This is a genomic window from Streptomyces sp. NPDC028928 (assembly GCF_055564915.1).
In genome coordinates this window covers 16,959-38,740 of record NZ_JBVHVI010000015.1, presented here as the reverse complement: position 1 = coordinate 38,740, position 21,782 = coordinate 16,959, and the positions used below count along the sequence as shown (strand labels likewise).

General features: G+C 73.6%; 12 protein-coding genes. 3 read left to right on the top strand and 9 right to left on the bottom strand.

Annotation, left to right across the window (positions count from 1 at the left end):
• Positions 1-153: 153 nt before the first annotated feature.
• The 9 genes from ACZ4U1_RS31615 to ACZ4U1_RS31575 all read right to left on the bottom strand — a co-directional run bounded on the left by ACZ4U1_RS31615 (position 154) and on the right by ACZ4U1_RS31575 (position 17,896).
• Positions 154-333 (bottom strand): hypothetical protein, encoded by a 180-nt coding sequence (locus ACZ4U1_RS31615; RefSeq protein WP_467907586.1) that lies wholly within the window; start codon positions 331-333, stop codon positions 154-156.
• Complete coding sequence (locus ACZ4U1_RS31610; RefSeq protein ID WP_467907585.1) at positions 333-11,624, bottom strand: amino acid adenylation domain-containing protein; 11,292 nt, start codon at positions 11,622-11,624, stop codon at positions 333-335. Before ACZ4U1_RS31610 ends, ACZ4U1_RS31615 begins: the two co-directional genes overlap by 1 nt.
• Before the next feature lie 102 nt (positions 11,625-11,726).
• On the bottom strand, positions 11,727-12,431 hold the full coding sequence (locus tag ACZ4U1_RS31605) for a DsbA family protein (protein ID WP_467907584.1): 705 nt from the start codon (positions 12,429-12,431) through the stop codon (positions 11,727-11,729).
• Between the two features lie 18 nt (positions 12,432-12,449).
• Positions 12,450-13,196, bottom strand: a complete 747-nt coding sequence (fabG, locus tag ACZ4U1_RS31600; RefSeq protein WP_467907583.1) for a 3-oxoacyl-ACP reductase FabG — start codon at positions 13,194-13,196, stop codon at positions 12,450-12,452.
• Positions 13,197-13,277: 81 nt separating this feature from the next.
• A complete protein-coding gene (locus tag ACZ4U1_RS31595) occupies positions 13,278-14,366 on the bottom strand; it encodes a beta-ketoacyl synthase N-terminal-like domain-containing protein (protein WP_467907582.1) in 1,089 nt (362 codons plus the stop codon).
• A complete protein-coding gene (locus ACZ4U1_RS31590; protein WP_467907581.1) occupies positions 14,366-15,637 on the bottom strand; it encodes a beta-ketoacyl-[acyl-carrier-protein] synthase family protein in 1,272 nt (423 codons plus the stop codon). The genes ACZ4U1_RS31595 and ACZ4U1_RS31590 overlap by 1 nt, the downstream gene beginning before the upstream one ends.
• 32 nt (positions 15,638-15,669) lie before the next feature.
• Positions 15,670-15,948 carry an acyl carrier protein gene (locus ACZ4U1_RS31585; RefSeq protein ID WP_467907580.1) on the bottom strand — a complete coding sequence of 93 codons (279 nt, stop codon included), beginning with the start codon at positions 15,946-15,948 and terminating at the stop codon, positions 15,670-15,672.
• Positions 15,949-16,029: 81 nt separating this feature from the next.
• A complete protein-coding gene (locus ACZ4U1_RS31580; protein ID WP_467907579.1) occupies positions 16,030-16,977 on the bottom strand; it encodes a LysR family transcriptional regulator in 948 nt (315 codons plus the stop codon).
• Between the two features lie 190 nt (positions 16,978-17,167).
• Positions 17,168-17,896 carry an AfsR/SARP family transcriptional regulator gene (locus ACZ4U1_RS31575; protein ID WP_467907578.1) on the bottom strand — a complete coding sequence of 243 codons (729 nt, stop codon included), beginning with the start codon at positions 17,894-17,896 and terminating at the stop codon, positions 17,168-17,170.
• A gap of 362 nt (positions 17,897-18,258) precedes the next feature.
• On the opposite strand from ACZ4U1_RS31575, the gene ACZ4U1_RS31570 reads away from it, so the two are divergent.
• From ACZ4U1_RS31570 to ACZ4U1_RS31560, 3 genes are read left to right on the top strand one after another with little or no spacing between them, the layout of a single operon-like run.
• Positions 18,259-19,809, top strand: a complete 1,551-nt coding sequence (locus tag ACZ4U1_RS31570) for a tryptophan halogenase family protein (protein WP_467907577.1) — start codon at positions 18,259-18,261, stop codon at positions 19,807-19,809.
• Between the two features lie 27 nt (positions 19,810-19,836).
• A complete protein-coding gene (locus ACZ4U1_RS31565) occupies positions 19,837-21,129 on the top strand; it encodes a cation:proton antiporter (protein ID WP_467907576.1) in 1,293 nt (430 codons plus the stop codon).
• A complete protein-coding gene (locus ACZ4U1_RS31560) occupies positions 21,126-21,650 on the top strand; it encodes a flavin reductase family protein (protein ID WP_467907575.1) in 525 nt (174 codons plus the stop codon). The genes ACZ4U1_RS31565 and ACZ4U1_RS31560 overlap by 4 nt, the downstream gene beginning before the upstream one ends.
• The last annotated feature ends 132 nt before the right edge of the window (positions 21,651-21,782 follow it).

The window sequence follows — 21,782 nt, the reverse complement described above, 5'->3', positions numbered from 1 at the left end:
GACACACCACCCGCCGCTGCCACCCGAGGCCGGCAGACCCTTCGCGGAAGAAATCCCTCAGCCCCGCCCGCCCCCCGCCGACGGGGGATGTCGGGGCGGGGCCCCGGCCGGGGGTCGGCGCCGCGGGGGACGGCGCCGGGGGGAGGGTGGTCGTCATGCCGGACTCCGATCGTCCTGGGTGGTCGGCGGTGCCGTGCGCCGGTCGCCGGCCCGTGCGGTGCCGAGGTCCGAGGCCGCGAGGACGCCCTTCCAGCCGGCCCGGCGGGCGGCGGCCCAGACCCGGCGCCGACGGGCGGCACCGGCGCGGGTCGCCGCCCGGGAGGTCGCCGGCATCACCGGTCACCGCCGTCCGGGCGGGCGTGCAGCCGGTCGAGTTCGGCGGCGACGGCACGGCCGATCCGGTCCAGGTTCGGGCCGGTGAGCATGTCGTCGTGCCCGCAGTCGACGTGGTGGATGGTGACCGGGCCCCGGGCGTAGGGCTCCCACAGCCGGTCCTTGTCCGTCACGTCGCCCCAGGGTGAGCGGTCGGCGAGGAAGAGCTGCATCTGCCCGTCGTACCGGCCGGGCCGGTAGCGGGTGTTGAGGACCTGGTGGCGGGCCATCAGGTCGACCATGCGGCTCATGCGCTCCTCGCCCAGCCTGGCGAGCGGGTTGTTGTCGCGCCGCAGGACGTCGACCAGGTCGGCGGGGGTGAGGTCGCGGCCCGCGAACTCGGCGGGGTCGTGCCCGATGCCCTCCAGGAGCCAGGCGAGAGAGCCCTGGACGTCACGCTCGTCGACGACGTCGGTACGGGGGTAGGCGTCGAGGTTGGCGAGCAGCCCCACCTCCTGGCCCGCCGCCCGGAGCTGCACGGCGATCTCGTAGGCGAGCAGGCCGCCGTAGGACCAGCCGAACAGGTGGTAGGGCCCTTCGGGGCGCACCTGCCGGATCAGGTCGACGTACGCGGCGGCGTTCTCCTCGATGCTGTCCGGCAGCGGGGCGCCGGCGACGACCGTCGGCGACTGCAGGCCGTACAGGGGGTACTCCGCCCCGATGTAGCGGGCCAGCGGCAGGTAGGAGAGCGCGAGTCCGACGCCGGAGTGCACGCAGAAGACGGGCGGGCGCTCGCCGGTGGGCCGGATGCCGAGCAGCGGCGCGAAGGTGTCCGCGTGGTCCAGCTCCTCGGTCTGCGCGATCGCCTCGGCGACGGCCCGTACGGTGGTGCGCATCGCGGGAGCCGGCGCCTCGGGGGCGGGCCGCGGTGCGGGCTGCGGGCGCAGTCCCGCCGCGAGAGCGGCGACGTTCTGGTGCCGGAAGACGTCCGCGATGGTGATTGCGATGCCCTCCTTGCGGGCCCGCGCCACCAGCCGCAGCGACTTCATGCTGTCCATGGACCGCGTCTCGAAGAAGTTCTCCGCCGCGCCCACGGACTCGGCCCCGACCACCTCGGCCACGATCGCGCACAGCCGCGCCACGACCGGATCGGCCTCGGCAGGGGCGGCGGAGTCCGCCGGTGAGCCGGCCGGCTCCGCGGGGGTGGCCGCGCCCCGGGTCACCTTCCGGCCCGTGCGCCACATCCGTGCCCCGGCCTCGCCCCAGGGGTCGGCCACGAACCGCTCGGCGGTGGCTGTCGACCGGCCGGCGTAGGACCGGGCGACGGCCGCGCCCGCGAGGTACAGCTCGCCCTCGGCGGCCGGGCGCAGCGCCTCGTCCAGGACGTAGCCGTGGGCGGGCCACAGGGCGGCGTCGGCCGGGAAGGTGTCCGGTGCGGACCATGCGGCGGGCGGGCGTTCCCGGGTGGCGACGCCGGTTCCGGCGAGCAGCGCCCCGAACAGGCCGGCCTCGCCCGGACGCCCCTCGTCCAGTGCCGCAGCGACGTGGGCGGCGGCCGTGCGGTGCTCCACGACCGTGCCGGTGGCGCCGCCGCGGATCACGTACGCGGCCTGTCCCGGCCGGGCGGTGGCGGGCACGGTCCGGGTGTCCGGCGTCGCGGACCCGGCGCGGAGCCCCGCGACGTCGAGGACGAGCACCGGCACCCCGGTCGTCCGCAGGCGTCCGGCCAGGCCGGCGGTGGTCAGGACGCACACCGGGTCGACGTCCGCGAACAGGGCGCGGACCGCGTCGGCCGGTTCGTCCGCGGCCAGCGGCACGTAGGCCGCGCCCGCCTTGAGGACGGCGAGGGCCGCGAGGGCCTGGTCGGCCGCGCGCGGCACGGCGAGTGCCACGGTCCGCTCGGGACCGGCTCCGGCGGCGACGAGGGTGTGCGCGAGGTCGTCGGCGTACCGGTCGAGTTCCGCGTACGACAGGGCCTGGGGGCCGCTGCCGGTGGCGACGGCGTCGGGCGCCTCGGCGACCCGCGCGGCGAACAGGTCGAGCAGGGTCGTTCCGGGCAGCTGCCGCACGATCCCGGCGAAGGCGTCGCCGGCACCGCCGTCATCCGCGCCGTCGGCGTACTGCGCCGGGGCCGCGGGCGCGTCCGTTCCCGCGATCTCCAGGTCGCCGATCCGTACGTCCGGATCGGCCACCGCGTCGCGCAGCACCTGCGTGAACTGCGCCGCGAGGCCCTCGGCCGTCGCCCGGGTGAAGAGGTCCTCGCTGAAGGTCAGCAGGCCCTGCATGCCGTCCGTGCCGTACGCCGGCACCAGTTCCACGACGAGGTCCAGCTTGGCCTGCCGGGACGGGACGTACTCGGGGCGCGCGGTCAGACCGGGCAGGCCGAGGTCGCGTACGCCGTCGTACTGGACGGTGAGCGACACCTGGAACAGCGGGTGCCGGTTCAGCGCCCGAGCCGGCCGCAGCGCGTCCACGACCTGGTCGAACGGCACGTCCTGGTGGGAGAAGGCGGCGAGGTCGGTCTCCCGGAGCCGGTCGAGCAGCTCGCGGAAGGTCGGGTCGCCGCCGGTGTCGCCGCGCAGCACCAACGTGTTGAGGAACATGCCGACGACGTCCGCGAGCGCGTCGTCCGTGCGGCCCGCGACCGAGACGCCCACCGGGATGTCGGTGCCCGCGCCACGCCGGGTCAGCAGCGTCGACAGGGCCGCCTGGAAGACGATGAACTCGGTGGTGCCGGTGGAGCGGGCCAGTTCGCCGACGGCCGAGCACAATCCGGCGTCCACGTCGAACAGGACCACGTCACCGGTCCGGGTGCCCTGGGCGGGGCGGGGGAAGTCGGCGGGCAGCGGTGTCTCGTCGGGCAGGCCGGCGAGCGCGTCGCGCCAGAAGTCGAGCTGCTCGGCGGCGAGGCTGTCCGGGTCGTCGTCGCTGCCGAGCAGCTCGCGCTGCCAGACGGCGAAGTCGGCGTACTGGACGGGCAGCGGTTCGAAGCGCGGGGCGCGGCCCTTGCTCCGGGCCCGGTAGGCGGCGCCGAAGTCACCGAGGAACGGGCCCATCGACCAGCCGTCGAAGGCGATGTGGTGGATCACGAACAGCAGCACGCACTCGCCCGGTCCCACCGGGAAGAGGCGGACGCGCAGCGGTGTCTCCTCGGTGAGGTCGAAGCCGCGGTCGGCCTCGGCGGCCACCGCCGCCCGCACCTCGTCGGCCGGGACCGACACCACCTTCAGGGCGGGCGCGCCCGCGGCGGCGTCCAGGACGCGCAGCGACGGCACCCCGTCGGTGTCCGGGATGACGGTCCGCAGCACCTCGTGCCGTTCGACGAGGTCGCGCAGTGCCGCCTGCAGGGCGTCCGCGTCGAGCTGCCCGGTGAGCCGGAAGGCGAGCACCGAGTTGAACGAGCCGTCGGCGCTGCCCTCGCGGCGGTTGAGGAACCACTGCCGCTGCTGGGTGAAGGACAGCGGCCGCCGGGTCCCGGCGGGCGCGGGCATCAGCGCCGGGCGTGCCCGGTCGGCCTGTGCCACGCGGGCGGCGAGCGCCGCGACGGTGCGGGCCTCGAACAGGGCGCGGATGGGGAGTTCGGCGCCGAGGACGCTGCGCACCCGGCTGACCAGGCGGGTGGCGAGCAGCGAGTGGCCGCCGATCTCGAAGAAGTCGTCGTCGGCGTAGACCTGCTCGCGGCCGAGGATGTCGGCGAACAGGCCGCACAGGATCTCCTCGACGGGGGTGCGCGGGGCACGTCCGCGCGCACCGGCGCCCAGCTCGGGGTCGGGCAGGGCGGCACGGTCCAGCTTTCCGTTCGTGGTCAGCGGGAGCGCGTCCAGGGCGACGACGGCGGACGGCACCATGTAGTCGGGCAGTTCCGTGACGAGACGGTCGCGCAGCGCCGTGGTGTCCACGCCGGCGCCCGCTCCGGCGGGGACCACGTAGGCGACGAGGCGCCGTTCGCCCGCCTGGTCCTCGCGCATCACGACGGCCGCCTGCTCGACGCCGGGCAGGGCCGTCAGCGCCGTGGAGATCTCGCCGAGCTCGATGCGGATGCCGCGCAGCTGCACCTGGTCGTCGGTGCGGTCCAGGTAGTCGAGTTCGCCGTCGGGCAGCCAGCGCACCAGGTCGCCGGTGCGGTACATGCGGCTGCCGGCGGGTCCGTACGGGTCGGGCACGAACCGCTGGGCGGTCAGGTCGGGCCGGCCGAGGTAGCCGCGGGCCAGGCCGCCGCCGACGTACAGCTCGCCGGCGGATCCGGCCGGTACCGGACGCAGCGCCCGGTCCAGGACGTACACGCGGTGGGCGCTGGTCGGGCGGCCGATCGGCGGGCGGCCGCGGCCGGGCACGAGCGGTCCGCTGACGGTGCAGCCCACGACGGCCTCGGTGGGCCCGTACCCGTTGAACATCCGCACGGAGCCCGCCCAGCGGTCCACGACCTCGGCGGGTACGGCTTCGCCGGTCACCACCATGCGCAGGTCCGCGGGGAGCGTGCTGCCCTCGGGGAGCGCGCCGACGACGACGGGCGGCAGCGCGGCCAGGTTGATCCGCTGGTCGTTGATGAGGTCGACCAGGGGCTGCCCGGGGGTGCGGTGCTCCTCGTCGGCGATCACGAGGGTGCCGCCGTTGAGCAGCGCCAGCATGATGCCGAAGACGGAGGCGTCGAAGCTGAAGGACGCGAACTGCAGGACGCGGACGTCCTCGTCGAGTGCGAACCGCTCGGTGAGGCTGTCGACCATGGCCATCAGCCCGGTGTGCGGCACGGTCACCCCCTTGGGGCGGCCGGTGGACCCGGAGGTGTAGATCATGTACGCGGTGTGCAGCGGGTCGAGCGCCTCGTGCCGGTCGCCGGCGTCGGTCAGGTCGGTGCCGGCCAGGTCCGCCAGCTCCGCCGCGGTCCCGGGCGAGTCGAGGAGCAGGGGTGTGTCGGTGAGGCCCGGCAGCTCGGGCAGTCCCGCGGGGCGGGCCGCGGTCGCGGTGTCGGTGAGCAGGACGGCGGGCTGTGCGTCCGCCAGGAGGTAGCCGATGCGGTCGGCCGGGTAGTCGGCGTCGACGGGCAGGAAGACGGCGCCCGCCTTCACCGCGGCCAGGGCCGCCACGACCAGGTGCGGAGAGCGCGGCAGCAGGACGGCGACCGGCTGTTCGGGGCGTACGCCACGGGAGACGAGGAGCCGGGCGAGCCGGTTGGCGCGGCTGTTCAGCTCGCTGTAGGTGAGGACGTCGGCGCCGAGGGAGACGGCGGGCTTGTCCGGGAAACGGGCGGCCCACCGCTCGAAGGCGTCGGTGGCGAGCGCCGCGGGTTCGGGCCGGGCGGTGTCGACGCCCGCCCAGGTGTGGGTGAGCCGGTGGCGTTCGGTGTCGGCGAGGGTGTCGAGGTGGCCGAGCGGGACGCCGGGGTCGGCGGCGAGCCGCTCCAGGACGCGCAGGAAGCGCTGGACGAAGCCGTCCGTCCGCTCCTCGGTGAACACGTCGGGCCGGTACTGGGCCTCGACCCGCAGCTGCCCGTCCGCGCCGGGGAAGACGCCGATGGCCAGGGGGTACTCGGCGACGACCCGGGCGGTCCAGCCGAGCATGACCAGTCCGGGGATGTGCTCGCCGATGCGGTCGAGGGCGCCCGTCGGGTAGTTGTGGAAGCTGACGACGGTGTCGAACAGCTCGCCGGCGCCGGCGCACTGCTGCACCTCGGCCAGGCCCAGGTGGTGGTGGGGTTCGAGGCCGAGCTGGCGGTCCTGGAGATCGGCGAGCATCGCCTCGAAGGGCTGCGCGGCGGCCAGCCGGGCCCGCACCGGGAGGGTGTGCAGGAACGCGCCCACCATCCGTTCCACCTCGGGCAGTTCGGCCGGGCGGCCGGAGACGACGGCGCCGAAGGTGACGTCGTCGCGTCCGGTGAGTGCGCCGAGGACGGTCGCCCAGGCGCCCTGCATCACGGTGTTCAGGGTGAGGCCGCGGCGGTGCGCCCAGCGGGTGAGCGCGTCCGTGACCCCGTCCGGGATGCCGGCGACGACGGTCTTGGGCAGCACGGAGACGCGGTCGCGGTCGGCGGGGCCGAGCCGGGTCGCGCCGTCCACGCCGGCGAGTTCGGCCCGCCAGGCCGCGCGGGCGGCCTCCTTGTCCTGGGCCGCCGACCACTCCAGGTAGCGCTGGGCGGGGGCGACGCGGGCGAGGGCGGTGGTGTCGGCGCCGCCCGCCCACAGCGTGACGAGTTCCTCGGCGAGCACGGCGGACAGGGACCAGCCGTCGACCAGCATGTGGTGCGTGGTCCACACGACGCGGTGCCGGTCGTCGGCGATCCGGTAGACGGTGAACCGGGTCAGCGGGCCGCGGGTGACGTCGAAGCGGTGCAGCCACTCCTCGTCGGTGCGGCGGGCGACCTCGGCCTCCGCCTCGGCCGGGTCGACGTGGGTCACGTCGACCTCGGTCCAGGGCAGTTCGACGTGGTCGGGGATGAGCTGGACCGGGTCGCCGGTGTCGCGCTCGCGGAAGCGGGCGCGCAGACCCGGGTTCCGTTCCAGGAGTGCCTCGGCGGCGGCGCGCAGGGCGGTGCGGTCCAGGGGGCCGCCGATGTCCATGACGACCTGGAGGGTGTACGCGTCCATGCCCTGCCGGTCGAACTCGGCCTGGAAGAGCAGGCCGCGCTGGAGCGGCGAGAGCGGCAGGATGTCGGTGACACCGCGCAGCTCGGCCTCGTACGCGTCGATCTCCCGCTGCTCGATGCGGACGAGCGGGAACTCGGCCGGGATACGGCCGGTGGCGCCCGGCCGTTCCGCGTGCGCGGCGAGGGCCCGCAGCGCGCGGAACCAGGTCTCGGCCAGGTCCCGTACGCCGGCCTCGTCGAGCAGGGCGGAGGCCCAGGTCCAGTCGGCCACCAGGACGGGGCCGCCGGGGCGGTCCTCGGTGACGGCGACGACCTCGACGGGCTGGCGCAGCGGGGTGCCGGGTGCCGCGGTCTGTCCGGCGCCGCCCGCCACCATGGACCAGTCGCCGCCGCTCGCGGTGAACCGGCCCAGGTAGTTGAAGCCGAGCTGCGGGACGGGGGTGCGGGCGAGGACGGCCGCGGTCTGGGGGTTGAGGTGGCGCAGCAGGCCGTGGCCGATGCCGCGGTCGGGCAGGGCGCGCAGGGCGGCCTTGGTCCGCTTGAGCGCGGCGCCGAGGGACGGGCCGGCCTGCCATACGTCGTCCCAGTCGAGCCGGCCGACGTCGAGGCCGACGGGGTAGACGCTGGTGAACCAGCCGACCGTGCGCGACAGGTCCAGGTCCCCGGCGATCTGCTCGCGGCCGTGTCCCTCCAGCTCGACCAGGGCGCGGGTGACGGTGGAGCCGCTACGGCGGGCCCGGTCGGCGAGCGCCAGGGCGAGGCCGGTGAGCAGCACCTCGTTGATCTCGGCGTGGAAGGCGGCGGGCACCGTGGTGAGCAGGGCCGCCGTGTGCTCGGCCGGCAGTTCGACGCGCAGGGTGCCGGCGCTGCCGTGCACGTCGCGGGCGGGGTCCAGCGGCTGCTCGGCGAGCGTGACCGACTCGCCGCTCAGCTGCTCGGTCCACAGCGGCAGTTCCGCCACCCGGTCCGCGGTGCGGGCCTCCTCGGACAGGGCCTTCGCCCAGCGCCGGTAGGAGGTCGGTACGGCGTCGAGCCGCGGTTCGGTGCCCGCGGCGACGGCCTCCCAGGCCGCCTGGAGGTCGGGCAGCAGGATCCGCCAGGAGACGCCGTCGACGGCGAGGTGGTGGAGGACGAGGAGCAGCGTGCGGGGGCCGTCGGCGTCCTCCTCGGCCAGCAGGACGGCCTGCGCCACGAGGCCGTCCTCGGGGCGCAGCCGGGCACGGGCGGCGGCCAGTTCCCCGGCGAGGCGGTCCCGGCGGTCACCGTCCGCCGGGAGGGTGGCGGTGCGGAGCACGTCGGCCGCGGCGACGCTGCCCCGGGGCTGTGCGGTCAGGGACCACAGGCCCGGCACCGGGGTGGCGAGGCGCAGGCGCAGGGTGTCGTGGCGGTCCAGGACGGCCTGGAGCGCGCGCTCCAGCCGGGGGGCGTCCACGTCCGCGGGCACGGCGATGGTGGCGAACTGCGCGAACTCCTTCGTCTCGGCGGGCAGGTGGGCGAGCAGCTCGCGCAGCTGGTCGGCCACCGGGAGGAGTTCGACCGCGCCGACGCCGTCCTCCTCGGCGGCGGGCGCCGTCTGCTCCGCGTGGCCGGCCGCGGCGGCGATGGCGGCCGGGGTGCGGTGCCGGAACACGTCCCGGGCGGTGATGACCAGGCCCTCCTTGCGTGCCCGGCTGACCACCTGGAGGGAGCTGATGCTGTCGCCGCCGAGGGCGAAGAAGCTGTCCTCCGGGCCGACCTCGGGCAGGCCGAGGACCTCGGCGAGGACCGCGCACAGGATCCGCTCGTCGTCGGTGCGGGCGGCGCGGCCCCGTGCGGGGGCACCGAAGTCGGGGGCGGGCAGGGCCTTGCGGTCGACCTTGCCGTGCGCGGTCAGGGGCAGGTCGTCGAGCGCGACGAGGGCGGCCGGCACCAGGGCGCCGGGCAGCCGCTCGGCCAGGAGGCCGCGTGCGGCGGCGGTGTCCGGGCGGGCGCCGTCCCCGACGACGTAGCCGACGAGCCGCTTCTGTCCGGCCGGGTCGGTGACGGCGGCGGCCACCGCGTCGGCGATGCCGGGCAGGGCGCGCAGGGCCGTCTCCACCTCGCCGAGTTCGATGCGCTGGCCGCGGATCTTGACCTGGTGGTCGACGCGCCCCACGAAGGCGAGCTGTCCGTCGGGCCGCAGGACGACGTGGTCGCCGGTGCGGTACATGCGGGAGCCGTCGGCGGCGAACGGGTCGGGCACGAACGTGGTGGCGGTGCGGCGCGGGTCGGCGAGGTAGCCGCGGCCGACGCCCCACCCGGCGATGAACAGTTCGCCCTGCACACCGCGGGGTACCGGCCGCAGGTCGGCGCCGAGGACGTACAGGCGGGTGTTGCGCAGCGGCCGGCCGATCGGCACGACGGGCGCGTCCAGGTCGCGGGGGCCGGTGAGATAGGCGTGCGTGACGTCGTCGGAGCACTCCGTGGGGCCGTAGAGGTTGGCGAGCGGGATGCCCGGGTAGCGGGCGAACCAGCGGGTGCACAGGTCGGCGGGGAGCGCCTCGCCGTTGGAGATCATCCAGCGCAGCGCGGGCAGGGCGGGTGCGGTGCCGGCCGCGTCCCAGACGTCGAGGGTGGCGCGCAGCAGGGACGGCACGACCTCGATGACGGTCAGCTTCTCGGCGCCGATGACCGGGAACAGGACGTCCGGGTCGGCGATGTCGCCCCGGGCGAAGGCGCGCACCCGGCCGCCGACGAGCAGGGTCGTCAGGGTCTGCCAGACGGTGACGTCGAAGGTGACGGGGGCGTTGTGGACGAGCGCGTCGGCGCTGGTCAGCCCGAACTCCTCGATCTTGGCGAGGAGGTGGTTGACCATGCCGCCGCGCTGCACCATGGCGCCCTTGGGCTTGCCGGTGGAGCCGGAGGTGTAGATGACGTACGCGAGGTCGAGCGGGCCACCGGTGACGGGGGCCAGGTCGTCGGCGGCGTCGGTACGGCCGTCCAGGACGTGGACGGGCAGCGGCTGGTCGAGGGGGGCCGTGATCCGGTGTGCGAGGTCGGCGTGCTCGTCCTGGGTGAGCAGGAAGGCGGCGCCGCTGTCCCGCAGCAGCGAGGTCAGCCGGGCGGTCGGGGCGCCGGGGTCGAGCGGTACGAAGGCGCGTCCGGCGCCGAGGACGGCGAGTTCGGCGGTGACGAAGTCACGGCCCGGCTCGGTGAGGACGGCCACCGGTCCGTGTCCGGTCAGCAGGCGGGAGACGGCGGAGGCCCGGCCGACCAGTGCGGCGTAGTCGATGCTGCCGCCGTCGTCGGTGACGGCCACCGCGTGCGGCGCCCGCGCGGCCTGCTCCCGTACGCGCTCCACGACGCCCCGGTAGGGCGTCTCGCGGACGGGCCCGGTGAGGGTGTCGGTGAGGTCGGCGCGCTCGTCGGCGGTGAGCAGGTCGAGGCCGCCGAGCGGGGCGTCGGGCGCGGCCTCCAGGAAGGCGCCCAGGAAGGCGGTGAACCGGTCCAGGTGGGTGCGGATCTCGGAGCGGTCGTAGCGTGCGGTGTTGCCGCTGAGGTCGACTCCGATGCCCGCGTCGCCCTTGTCGGCGACGGTGAACTCCAGGTCGTCCACAAGGCCCGTGGAGGGGCTGTAGATGGTGGCCTCGCACGGGCCGATGGCCAGCTTCTCGACCTGCGGCATCATGTTGAGGAACGGGCCGAAGGGCCGCCGGTCGTCGCTGGGCAGGCCCATCGCCCGGCGGATCCTGCTGACGCGGTGGCGCTGGTGCTTCAGGCTCTGGGAGAACACCTGGTACGTCTCGGCCAGCAGCGTGGCGCGCGTGGTGTCCGCGGGCACGGCCAGGCGCAGCGGCAGGTTGTTGACGACCATGCCGGGGATGCGCTGCATGGTGCCGCCGACGCGGGCCGTCACCGGCAGCGCGAGCAGCACGTCGGCGGTGCCGGCGGTGCGCGCGGTGTAGGCGCCCAGCGCGGCCGCGAGCGTGGTCTGCCAGGTCACCCGGGACTCCCAGGCGACCGAGCGCAGCAGCTCGGCGGTGCGCTCGGGCAGGACCGCGCCCTCCTGGTGGAAGGTCTGGGCGGGTTCGGCGTCGCGGGTGGCGAGGCTGATCAGCTCGGGCCCGTCGCCGACCTGCCGCTGCCAGTACGCGGCGTCGCGCTCGGCCTTCGCCGACGCGGTGTACGCCGCCTCGGCCTCGACCAGTGCGGCGAGCGGGGGGAAGCGGTTGTCGTCCAGGGAGGTGCCGTCGAGCAGGGCGCCGTAGATCTCGGAGAGCCGCTGGAAGTAGATGACGTAGCTGAAGCCGTCGGAGACGAGGTGGTGGTTGAGCAGGCAGAAGAAGGTGCGCTCGGGGCCGAGCGTGAACACGCTCAGCCGGAACAGCGGGACGTACGGTCCCTCGCCCGGCCCGTCGTCCGATGCCTCGTCCAGCGGGAAGGGCACGGCGAGGTCGTCGCGGATCGCCTGCTCGGCGGCGGCCGCGGGGTCGGAGGCCGTACTGACGTCGGTGACGGTCAGCGGCAGCGTGCCGAGCGGTTCGATGAACTGGCGCGGCTCACCGCCCTGGTCGTCGAACCGGGCGCGCAGGCACTCCGACTCCTCGGCCAGCCGGGCGAGCGCGGTGCGGAAGAGGTCCGGGTCGAGCGGTCCGCGGATGTCCCAGTAGATGGCGGTGTTGTAGGTCGCGCCCCCGCCGGAGAGTTTCGCGTCGAACCAGATGTCCTTCTGGCCGGCGGTGAGCGGCAGGCCGGCCGTCTGAACGGAAGTCATAGCAGTCCCCTAGCGAAGGTCACTGAAGTCACGCCGTAGTCGATGAGTGGGTTATGGGGGGTGTGGTGGGGGTGGGGCTGGGTGGGGGGTGTGGGGGTGCGGTCAGCCGCAGCCGCCCGCGTGCCCGTCGTCGGTGGCTGTGCCGATGCCGACCGCGGTCAGCTCGCGCGGCATCTCGGCGGCCGGCTCCTCCTGGGAGCGCAGGTGCGCCACGAACGCGTCGAGCCGGTCGATCCCCCAGAAGCGGCTGTAGCCGTGTACGAAGAACGGGACACCGAACACGCCGTCCTTGCAGACGTCCAGGAGGATGCGGATGCCCTCGGCCCGCAGCTCGGGCTGGTCGCTGGCGCGGGACAGGCGCTGCGGGTCGATGCCCAGTTCCCAGCCGATGTCCTCGATGGTGCGCGGGTCGCAGATGTCGCGGCCCTGGCCGAACCTGGCCCGGTACACCGCGTCGATGTAGTCGTGGCCGCGGCCCTGGGCGGCGGCGACGAGGTAGCCCAGGTGCGGGACCTCCCACACCGGGTCGCGGTCGACCGGCCAGGTGACCTTGAGGCCGAGGGACTTGGTGATGCGGCCGACGTCCTGGAGCACGTAGCGGTTCTTCTCCCGGGACATCTCCGAGTACGGGAACCGGCCGCCCTGCTCCTCCATGAGCCGGGCGCTGAGCGGGTCGGGCTCGAAGAACGGCACCCATGCGAGGCGCTCGGCGAGGTCCCGGTGCTCGCTCATGACCTTGCGGTAGGCGAGCCACGAGTAGGGGCTGCGCAGTGAGAAGTAGAACCGCGGCGTCTTGTTCTTGGGCATGGTGGCGCCCCTTTCCGGTCAGACGACGAGGCCGCCGTCGACTCCGAATACCTGTCCTGTGATGTACGAGGCGCGGTCGGACGCGAGGAAGGCCACCAGGTCGGCGACCTCCTCGGGGCGGCCGAGGCGGCCGAGCGGGATCCGCTCGGTCATCTTCCTGACGTGGTCGTCGGCGAGGCCGGAGAGCATGTCGGTGTCGATGAAGCCGGGCGCCACCGCGTTGGCGCGGATGCCGTAGCGGCCGGACTCCTTGGCGAGTGCCTTGGTGAAGCCGATGATTCCGGCCTTGGTCGCCGAGTAGTTGGCCTGCGTGGCGTTGCCGTAGACGCCGGCCACCGAGGACAGGGTGATCACGGAGCCGGCCCTGCGCTTCATCATGGCGAACACGGCGGCCTTGCAGAGGTTGTAGGTGCCGTCGAGGTTGACCCGCAGTACGGCGTCCCAGTCGTCCGGCGCGAGCATGACCAGCGGGTTGTCCCGCACGATGCCCGCGCAGGACACCACGGTGCGCAGCGGGCCGAGTTCGCGCTGGGCGGCCTTGACGAAGTCGTGTACGGCGTCGTGGTCGGCGACGTCGGTGCGCGCGGTGTACACCCGGGCGCCCGCGGCGGCGGCCTCCTCGGCGACGGCGTCGGCGGCCTCCTTGTTGGACTGGAAGCAGAACGCCACGTCGTAGCCGTCGCGGGCGAGCCGGGTCACCACGTGACGGCCGATACCGCGCGAGCCGCCGCTGACGAGGGCGACGGGCCGGTCGGTTGCGGACATGCTGGTCTCTCCTGAGGGCTCTGGGGTGGGTGTACGGCCGCTTCGGCGGCCGGTCCGGGTGGCTCGGGTGGCTCGGGTGGCTCACACGCCGGTGAAGACGGCGCAGCCGACCTGGCCGTCCGGCTCGACGCCGGTCACCAGGGCCGCCTCGCCGGGGCCGAGGCCCTGCTCGCCGGCCGCGGCGAGGACGGCGGCCAGCTGGAGCGCGGTGGCCGCGGCGGAGGTGTCGCCGAGGTGCTCGCGCAGCCGGATCCACGCGGGGTCGGCGCCGGGCAGGGCGTCGGTGACGGCCTGCTCCTCCTCGGCGGCCGGCTTGCCGCCACCGCCGAGCGGGGCCACGAACCGCACCGCCCCGGGCGCCACGCCCGCCGCGTCCAGGGTGCTGCGGACGCAGGCGGTGAGGGCGTCGCGGATGCCGTCGGGCTCCTGGTAGGCGCGGAAGCGGGCGCCCGCGATCCGGGCCAGGACGGTACGGCCGGCCGCGGCGGCGTCCTCGGCCGGCTCGACCAGGAACACGGCCGCGCCCTCGCCGAGCGGGGTGCGACGCTCCTCCTCGGCCCGCCCGTGCCACTCCAGCCAGGCACGCTGGGTGGAGAACTCCTCGGCGGCCCCGCACAGCACCCGCGTGCAGTGGCCGCCGCGGTGCAGGCGCAGCGCGTAGCTGAGGGCGAGCAGACCGGTCAGCGCGCCGCCCGCGACCGTGGTGTTGGGGCCCTTGATCCGGTGCCAGATGGCGCTCTGCCCGGCGGCCCGGTTCATCACGGTGTTCGGGAAGCGGGCGGGCTCCACGTGGTACGGGCGCTCCCCGGACAGGGAGTCCTTGGTGAAGTCCATGATGCTCTGGACGCTGCCGGAGCCGGTGCCGAGGACCAGGGCGGTCTGCTCGGGGCGGGCCGCCAGTTCCCCGGCTATGGCGCCGACGAGCCCGCCGACGGCGGTGACGGCGAGCGCGGTCACCCGGTCCATGGTCCGGGTGCCCTTCTTGCCGACGTACTCGGCGGCCGTGAAGTCCGGTACCAGGGCGGCCTGCTCGAAGGGGACGGGGTAGGTGTCGTGGTCGAGGGCGGCGATCGCGTCGCGCCCCTCGGCGAGTCCCTCCCGCAGCGGGGCGTTGCCCACGCCGTACGGGGAGATCGCCGACCAGGCGGAGATGACGAGGGACGACGGCATCACACGGCCTCCTTCAGGGGCTCCGGGCGGCCGGTGCGCCGTGTGCGGTTCATCCGGCCGAGGATCAGCACGGCGTTGTTGCCCGCGAAGGCGAGCGCGTTGTTCTGCACGACGTTCAGCTCGGCGGGGCGGGCGTCGTTCGGCACGCAGTCCAGACCGCACTCCGGGTCCGTCTCGCGGTGGTTGACCGTCGGCGGGATGAAGCCCTCGGTGAGGGCGAGGGCGCAGGCCGCCGCGGCGAGGGCGCTGGCCGCCCCCATGGAGTGGCCGATCATCGACTTGATGGAGACGGTGGGCGGCGGGGTGTCGAAGACCTGCCGGATGGCTCCGGCCTCCGTCACGTCGTTGGCCCGGGTGCCGGTGCCGTGCGCGGAGATGAAGTCGATGTCCTCCTGCTCCACCCCGGCGTTGCGGTGGGCGACCTCCATGCACCGGGCGAGGCTGTCCTGGTCGGGCGCCACCGGGTGGTGGGCGTCGCAGTTCAGGCCGTAGCCGAGCACCTCGGCGTAGATCCGCGCCCCGCGGGCGAGGGCGGACTCCAGGCTTTCGAGGAGGAGGACGCCCGCGCCCTCGCCGGTGAGGATGCCCTTGCGGTCGATGTCGAAGGGCTGGCAGACCTCGGGGGCGATGGTGCCCAGGCGGTAGAAGCCGGTGAAGGTCTTGCGGCAGACGGCGTCGGCGCCGCCGCACAGCGCGGCCTCCACCTCGCCGTACCGGATGGCGTCGAAGCCGCTGCCGATCGCGTAGTTGCCGGCCGCGCAGGCGGTCGGGATGGTGAGGGCCTCGACATCGACCAGGCCGAGTTCCCGGACGATGCCGCTGGACAGCCGCCCGGCCTGCGCCCGGCGGGCCACGCCGGGCGACAACCGCTCGGGTCCTTCGCCGAGTTGGATGCCGACCAGGGTGTCGAGGTCGCGCGACTCGGCGTCCGTGGTGCCGACCGAGACCAGCACCCTGCGCTCGCGCAGGTCCTGCGCGGTCAGGCCGGCGTCGGCGACGGCCATGTTGGCCGCCGCGACGGAGAACTGGGTGGCCCGGCCCAGTTCCTGCGGGTCGACGTGGTGGATCCAGTCGCCCGGCACGAAGTCGGCCACCTCGCAGGCGTTGGCGTGCGCGAAGCCGGTCGTGTCGAAGGCCGTGATGGGCTTGACCCCGCTGCGGCCGGACTTCAGCCCGTCCAGGAAGGCCGGGGCACCGAGCCCGATGCTGGTGACCGTGCCGAGTCCGGTGATGACCACTCGGCGTGGCTGCTGCTCGTCGTCGTACACCATGCGCTCCCGTCGCATCCGTGGGGCTGCGGTGGCTAGTTGGCCGGGGACGACTTGGCGGCGACGGCCTCGCCGACCACGGTCACGACGCCGTCCAGGTTGACCATGCGGGACAGCTCGGCCTGGTCGATGTCGGTGCCGAAGGCCCGCTCCAGCTGGGAGAGGATCTCGATGGCGCCCATCGAGTCCGCCTCGTGGTCCTCCTTGAAGCGGCTGGTGTCGGTCATGTCCTCCGGTTCGATCTCCAGGATGTCGCAGATGATGCCCTTGATCCTGGCGCGGTCCTCGGTGTTCAGCTCGTGTGTTGTCGTCATGTCAACGATGCTGGCCGATGCCGCTGACCGTTCACTGACGAGTCACTGACACGCACTGCCAGGCTCTGCCCCAAGGTCTCGTCAGGCAGCGGATCCGGTGAGGAACGGCTGGAGTTCGGGGAGTTCGGCGCGGTGCTCGACGAGCCAGCGCCAGTATCCGGGGATGGTGCGCGCGTAGCCGCAGTAGTAGTCGCGCACCGCGTGCACGAGCCGGCGCAGGGTCTCCTCGGTGACCGCGCCGCGGCGCCACACCATCTGCATCTCGACCAGTTCGGTGTCGGCCAGCGGTGTCAGCCGTACGTCGGGGGTGGCTCCGGAGGGTGTGGTCAGGGCCGCGGCTCCGCTGCCGGACACCCAGGTCATCGCCTCGCGCTGGGTGCTGACGTGGTGCAGCACCCGGGCGGAGCCGGGCCGGCCGAGCCCGGTGAGGAGCCGTTCCTCGACGGTGTGCAGCCAGTGTTCCCGCGAGTAGCGCACCCAGGTGTCCTCGTCCCGCTCCACGTCCGCGGGCAGCGCGAGCCAGACGGGTTCGCGCACCACCGTCGCGCTGCCGAGGGCGGCTTCGGCCGGGTCGGGAGCGGGAGCGGACAGCCGGGCGGGGCCCGGTACCAGGGCCACGGAGAGCGTGCCGCGGCGCACGCCCGCCACCGCGGCGTCGGGCGAGAGGGTCTCGGTCAGCACGGACGTGCCGGGCAGCACGCTCTGCAGGGCGTCGCCGAGGGTGGGCGGGGTCCATTCGGTGTTGCCCAGGCGCAGGTGGCCGGCGGTGGCACGGCTGGCCTGGGCGTTGATCTCGTCGGCGCGCCGCACGAGGTCGCCGAGCAGCGGGATCAGCCGCTCGCCCAGCGGGGTCGGTGTGACGCCGCTGCGGGAGCGCTCGAAGAGTTCACCGCCGAGGGCCCGTTCGATGCGCCTGAGCTGGGCGGTGAGGCTCGGCTGGGGAAGGCTGAGTTCGTTCGCGCCGCGGGAGATGCTTCCGGCTTCACTTATCGTGACGACGATCCGGGCATGCCTCAATTCGATATCCATGAGCCGCCTCAGTTTTCGGAGCAGGCAAACGGAAATCCGCCCGCCCGGGGCCTGACCGGATGATCAGGTCCCGGACGGGCGGAGTTTCCACTGCCGTTCCACGGTAACTGTGCGGCGGCGGACGGCAACCCTCCTCTTGGGGTTCCCCAGCCCTGCCTCAGGCCTTCCTCAGCCCTTCCTCAGCAATGCATCAGCGGTGGGCGAGAACCTGCCGTGGTTCGCCGAGCATGTCGTCCTGCTGCAGAATGGCCTGATAGGCGCGGTGCAGTGCGCGGCCCGGTTCCAGCCCCATTTCCTCGGCGAGCCTGCGGCGTGCGCGGTGGAACACATCGAGGGCCTCGGCCTGCCGTCCGGCGTGGTAGAGCGCCAGCATCAGCAGTTCGGTGAGCCGTTCCCGTTCGGGGTGTTCGGCGGCCGTCCCGCGCAGTTCCGGCAGCGAGATCCGGTGCGGGTCCACCGCCAGACGCGCTGTGGTCAGATCCTCGTACACGGTGATGCGCCGTTCCTCCAGATCGGCCGCGGCGATACGCACCCGCAGGCCGTCGTGGGCGTCCATCAGGGCGAGACCGCGCCACAGGGACAGGGCCTCTTCGAGCGCGACGGCGGCCAGCGCCGGGTCGCTCGCCACCAGGTCGGCGCCGCTGCGCCCCAGTTCCCTGAAGCGGTGGGCGTCCACCCGGTCGGCGGGAACACCGAGCTGGTAACCACCGCCCACGGTGCGGATCAGTTCGTCGCCGCGCCGGCCGGTGATCGATTCCAGATACCTGCGCAGCCGGCCGACGCTCGCCTGCAGCGCGTTGCGGGCGTTGGCGAGCGTGCGGCCCGCCCACAACTCGTCCTCCAGCTGGTCGGCCGGAATCGTGCGCCCCGGGGAGAGCGCCAGCAGGGCGAGGATCGCCGTCAGACGCTTCGACCCCACCGAGTGCTGTCGATTGCCGTACCGCACGGAAACCGAACCGAGAACCTGTATGTCCATTGAGCAACGCCCCCGTAACTCGTCGGTTGGAGGGCCCAAATATCGCCCGTGTCCACCGGTCAGGGGAAATACCATCCGCGTCGCCCGCGAACGTCCGCATGGTATGGGGGCCCCTTGCTGGGGCGCACGGCACGCGGGCATAATGCCGAATCTCGCTGACGGTTCACTGACGGCGGCCGGATTCCGGCCGCTGAACCGGTACACCATGCGTTTTTCAGCCGTGGCTTAACGACCTGTTGTGCTCCCGCACCGATTCCTAGGCTCCTGCCATGTCCGGAAGTCGGTCAGCGAACAGGAGTCACCCCATGCTCAACAGACTGGTCATTGTCGGCGGCGGAACAGCGGGATGGATGACGGCGTCGTACTTCAAGGCGGCCTTCGGGGACCGGATCGACATCACGCTGGTGGAGTCCGGCAATGTCGGCACGGTCGGCGTCGGCGAGGCTACGTTCAGTGACATCCGGCACTTCTTCGAGTTCCTCGGACTCAAGGAGAAGGACTGGATGCCGGCGTGCAACGCGACGTACAAGCTGGCGGTCCGGTTCGAGAACTGGCGCGAGCAGGGCCACTACTTCTACCACCCCTTCGAGCAGATGCGGTCGGTCAACGGCTTCCCGCTGACCGACTGGTGGCTGAAGTCCGGCCCGACGGACCGGTTCGACAAGGACTGCTTCGTCATGCCCTCCGTCATCGACGCCGGGCTCAGCCCGCGCCACCTGGACGGCACGCTGATCGACCAGCCCTTCGACGAGGGCGCGGACGAGATGCAGGGCCTGACGATGTCCGAGCACCAGGGCAAGACGCAGTTCCCCTACGCCTACCAGTTCGAGGCGGCGCTGCTCGCCAAGTACCTGACGACGTACGCGGTCGAGCGCGGCGTGAAGCACATCACGGACGACGTGAAGAAGGTCAACCTGGACGAGCGCGGCTGGATCTCCGGTGTCACCACGGCCGAGCACGGTGACATCGAGGGCGACCTGTTCGTGGACTGCACCGGGTTCCGCGGCCTGCTCCTGAACCAGGCGCTGGAGACCCCGTTCATCTCCTACGCGGACACCCTGCCCAACGACAGCGCGGTCGCGCTGCAGGTCCCGCTGGACATGAAGGCCCGCGGCATCCTGCCGTGCACCACGGCCACCGCCCAGGAGGCCGGCTGGATCTGGACGATCCCGCTGATGGGCCGCGTCGGCACCGGTTACGTGTACGCCAAGGACTACCTGTCCCCGGAGGAGGCCGAGCGCACCCTGCGCGAGTTCGTGGGCCCGGCCGCGGCGGACGTGGAGGCCAACCACATCAAGATGCGCATCGGCCGCAGCGAGAACTCCTGGGTCAACAACTGCGTCGCGATCGGCCTGTCCAGCGGCTTCGTGGAGCCTCTGGAGTCCACCGGCATCTTCTTCATCCACCACGCCATCGAACAGCTCGCCAAGAACTTCCCCGACGAGTCCTGGAACCCGGTCCAGCGCCGGCTGTACAACGACTCGATCGCCCATGTCATGGACGGTGTACGGGAGTTCCTCGTCCTGCACTACGTCGCCGCGAAGCGCAACGACACGCAGTACTGGCGCGACGCGAAGAACCGCCGTGTGCCGGACGGGCTGGCGGACCGCATCGAGAAGTGGAAGACCCAGCTCCCCGACTCGGAGACGGTCTTCCCCTACTACCACGGTCTGCCGCCCTACTCGTACATGTGCATCCTGCTCGGCATGGGCGGGATCGAGGTGCAGCCCTCCCCGGCCCTCGCCCTGGCCGACCCGGGCCCGGCGGAGCGGGAGTTCGCCGAGATCCGCGACAAGACGCGCCGGCTGACCGAGACGCTGCCCAAGGCGTACGACTACTTCGCCGCGCAACACTGACCGCCGACGGCCGAAAGGTCCTGCGCGATGGACTTCCTCCAGCTCCTGGGCCGTGCCGGGCACCTGGCGGCGCTGCTCGCCGTGGTCCTGCTGCTCGCCCGCGCGGGCCGGGCGGCGGCGCGCCGGCTGCGTCAGCCCGAGGTGATCGGCGAGATCGTGGTGGGCCTTCTCGCCGGACCCGCCGCGCTCCACCTGCTCGGCCGGGACACGTTCGACGCGGTGCTGCCCGGTTCCGCCCTCGACGCGCTCAAGCTGGTCGCCAAGGCCGGGCTCGTGCTGTTCCTCGTCGGGCTCGCCCACGAACTGCGGGCCGGTTCCGGCGTCGACCGGCGCTCCACCCTCTGGGTGGCGGCCGGGTCACTGGTCCCGCCCCTGGTCGCGGGCACCCTGCTCGCCGGTTTCGTCCTGCTCCAGGACGACCCGGCGGTGCGCGGGGACGCTCCGCTGCCCGCGTTCGTGCTGATGGCCGCCGTCACGATGTCCATCACGGCCGTACCGGTGCTGGCCCGGATCCTGGCCGATCGCGGCATGAGCGCCACGCCGGCCGGCCGGCTCGCGCTGGCGGCGGCCGTCGTGATCGACTCGGTGGGCTGGCTGCTGTGCATGCTCGCGATCAGCCTGGGCGCCGGGAGCGCGACGGGCTTCGCGCACTCGGTGCTCGCCCTGGGCTTCGGTGCGGCGGGGGCGCTCGCCGTGCGGTACGGCGTCCGGGTGCCGGTGGCGGGGCGGGCCTGTGCCCGCCGGCCGCGGACGGCCGCCGTGGTGCTCGGCGCGGTGGCCCTCGCCGTGGCCCTGACCGTGGAACACCTCGGCATGACGGCGATCCTCGGTGCCGCCCTGGTGGGCCTCGCGCTGCCGGCCGGTGACGACAGCCCGTGGGAACCGGCCGTCGCCTGGCTGACCCGGGCCGGGCGGGCACTCGTGCCCGCGTTCTTCGTCGTCACCGGGATCACCGTCCTCAACGAGGCCTTCTCGCAGATCTCCTGGGCCCTGATCGCGGTGACCGTCGTGCTCGCCACCGCGGGCAAGGGGATCGGCGGCTACCTGGGCGCGCGTCTGGGCGGACGGCCGCGCGGGGAGTCCCGCCGGATCGCGGTGCTGATGAACGCGCGCGGCCTCACCGAACTGATCGTGCTCCAGGCCGGGCTGAGCGCGGGAATCCTCACCGCTCCCCTGGTGCTCGCGCTGACCCTGATGGCGGTGGCCACCACCGCCGCGACGGGCCCGCTGCTCGGTCTCCTCGACCGCGGCACGAGCGCCCCCGAGCCTGCTCCCGCCGTCGAACTGGTCGCCGCGGCGACAGAAAGCAGTACCCGATGACCGAGTCCACCATCCAGACGACAGCGGCCACGGCCGCCCTGTGCGACGACTTCCGCGCGATGATGAGCGGCTTCCCCACCGGGGTCGCCGTGATCGCGGCGGAGGACCTCGACGGCACCCCGTGGGGGATGACGTGCTCGTCGGTGTGCAGCGTCGCACTCGACCCGCCGACCCTCCTGGTGTGCCTGCGGGACGGCAGCCCCACGCTCCAGGCCGTCCTCGCCTCGGGCGAGTTCACCGTGAACCTGCTGCACGAGGACGCCCAGGGCGTCGCCGAGCTGTTCGCCTCGGGGGATCCGGAGCGCTTCCGGATCACGCCCTGGGAGCGGACCGCCGACGGCGCCGGACCGCATCTCCCCCGGGACGCGCACACGATCGCGGACTGCACCGTGGCCCTGACCCAGCGGATGGGCGACCACGTGACGGTCTACGGACGCGTGCGCGACATCCGCCGGCCGAGCGGGCGGCCCCCGCTCCTGTACGGGCTGCGGCGGTTCGCCGCCTGGCCCACCACCCCCTGACCACCGGGTGCGGGGGGGGGGGGGGGGGGGGGGGGGGGGGGCGGTAGCTCCACACCCACCCCCCCCTCTCCCCCCCCCCACCAGAAAACCCGCGTGATACGCAAGGAATACCCACCCAACCGTACCTTACGA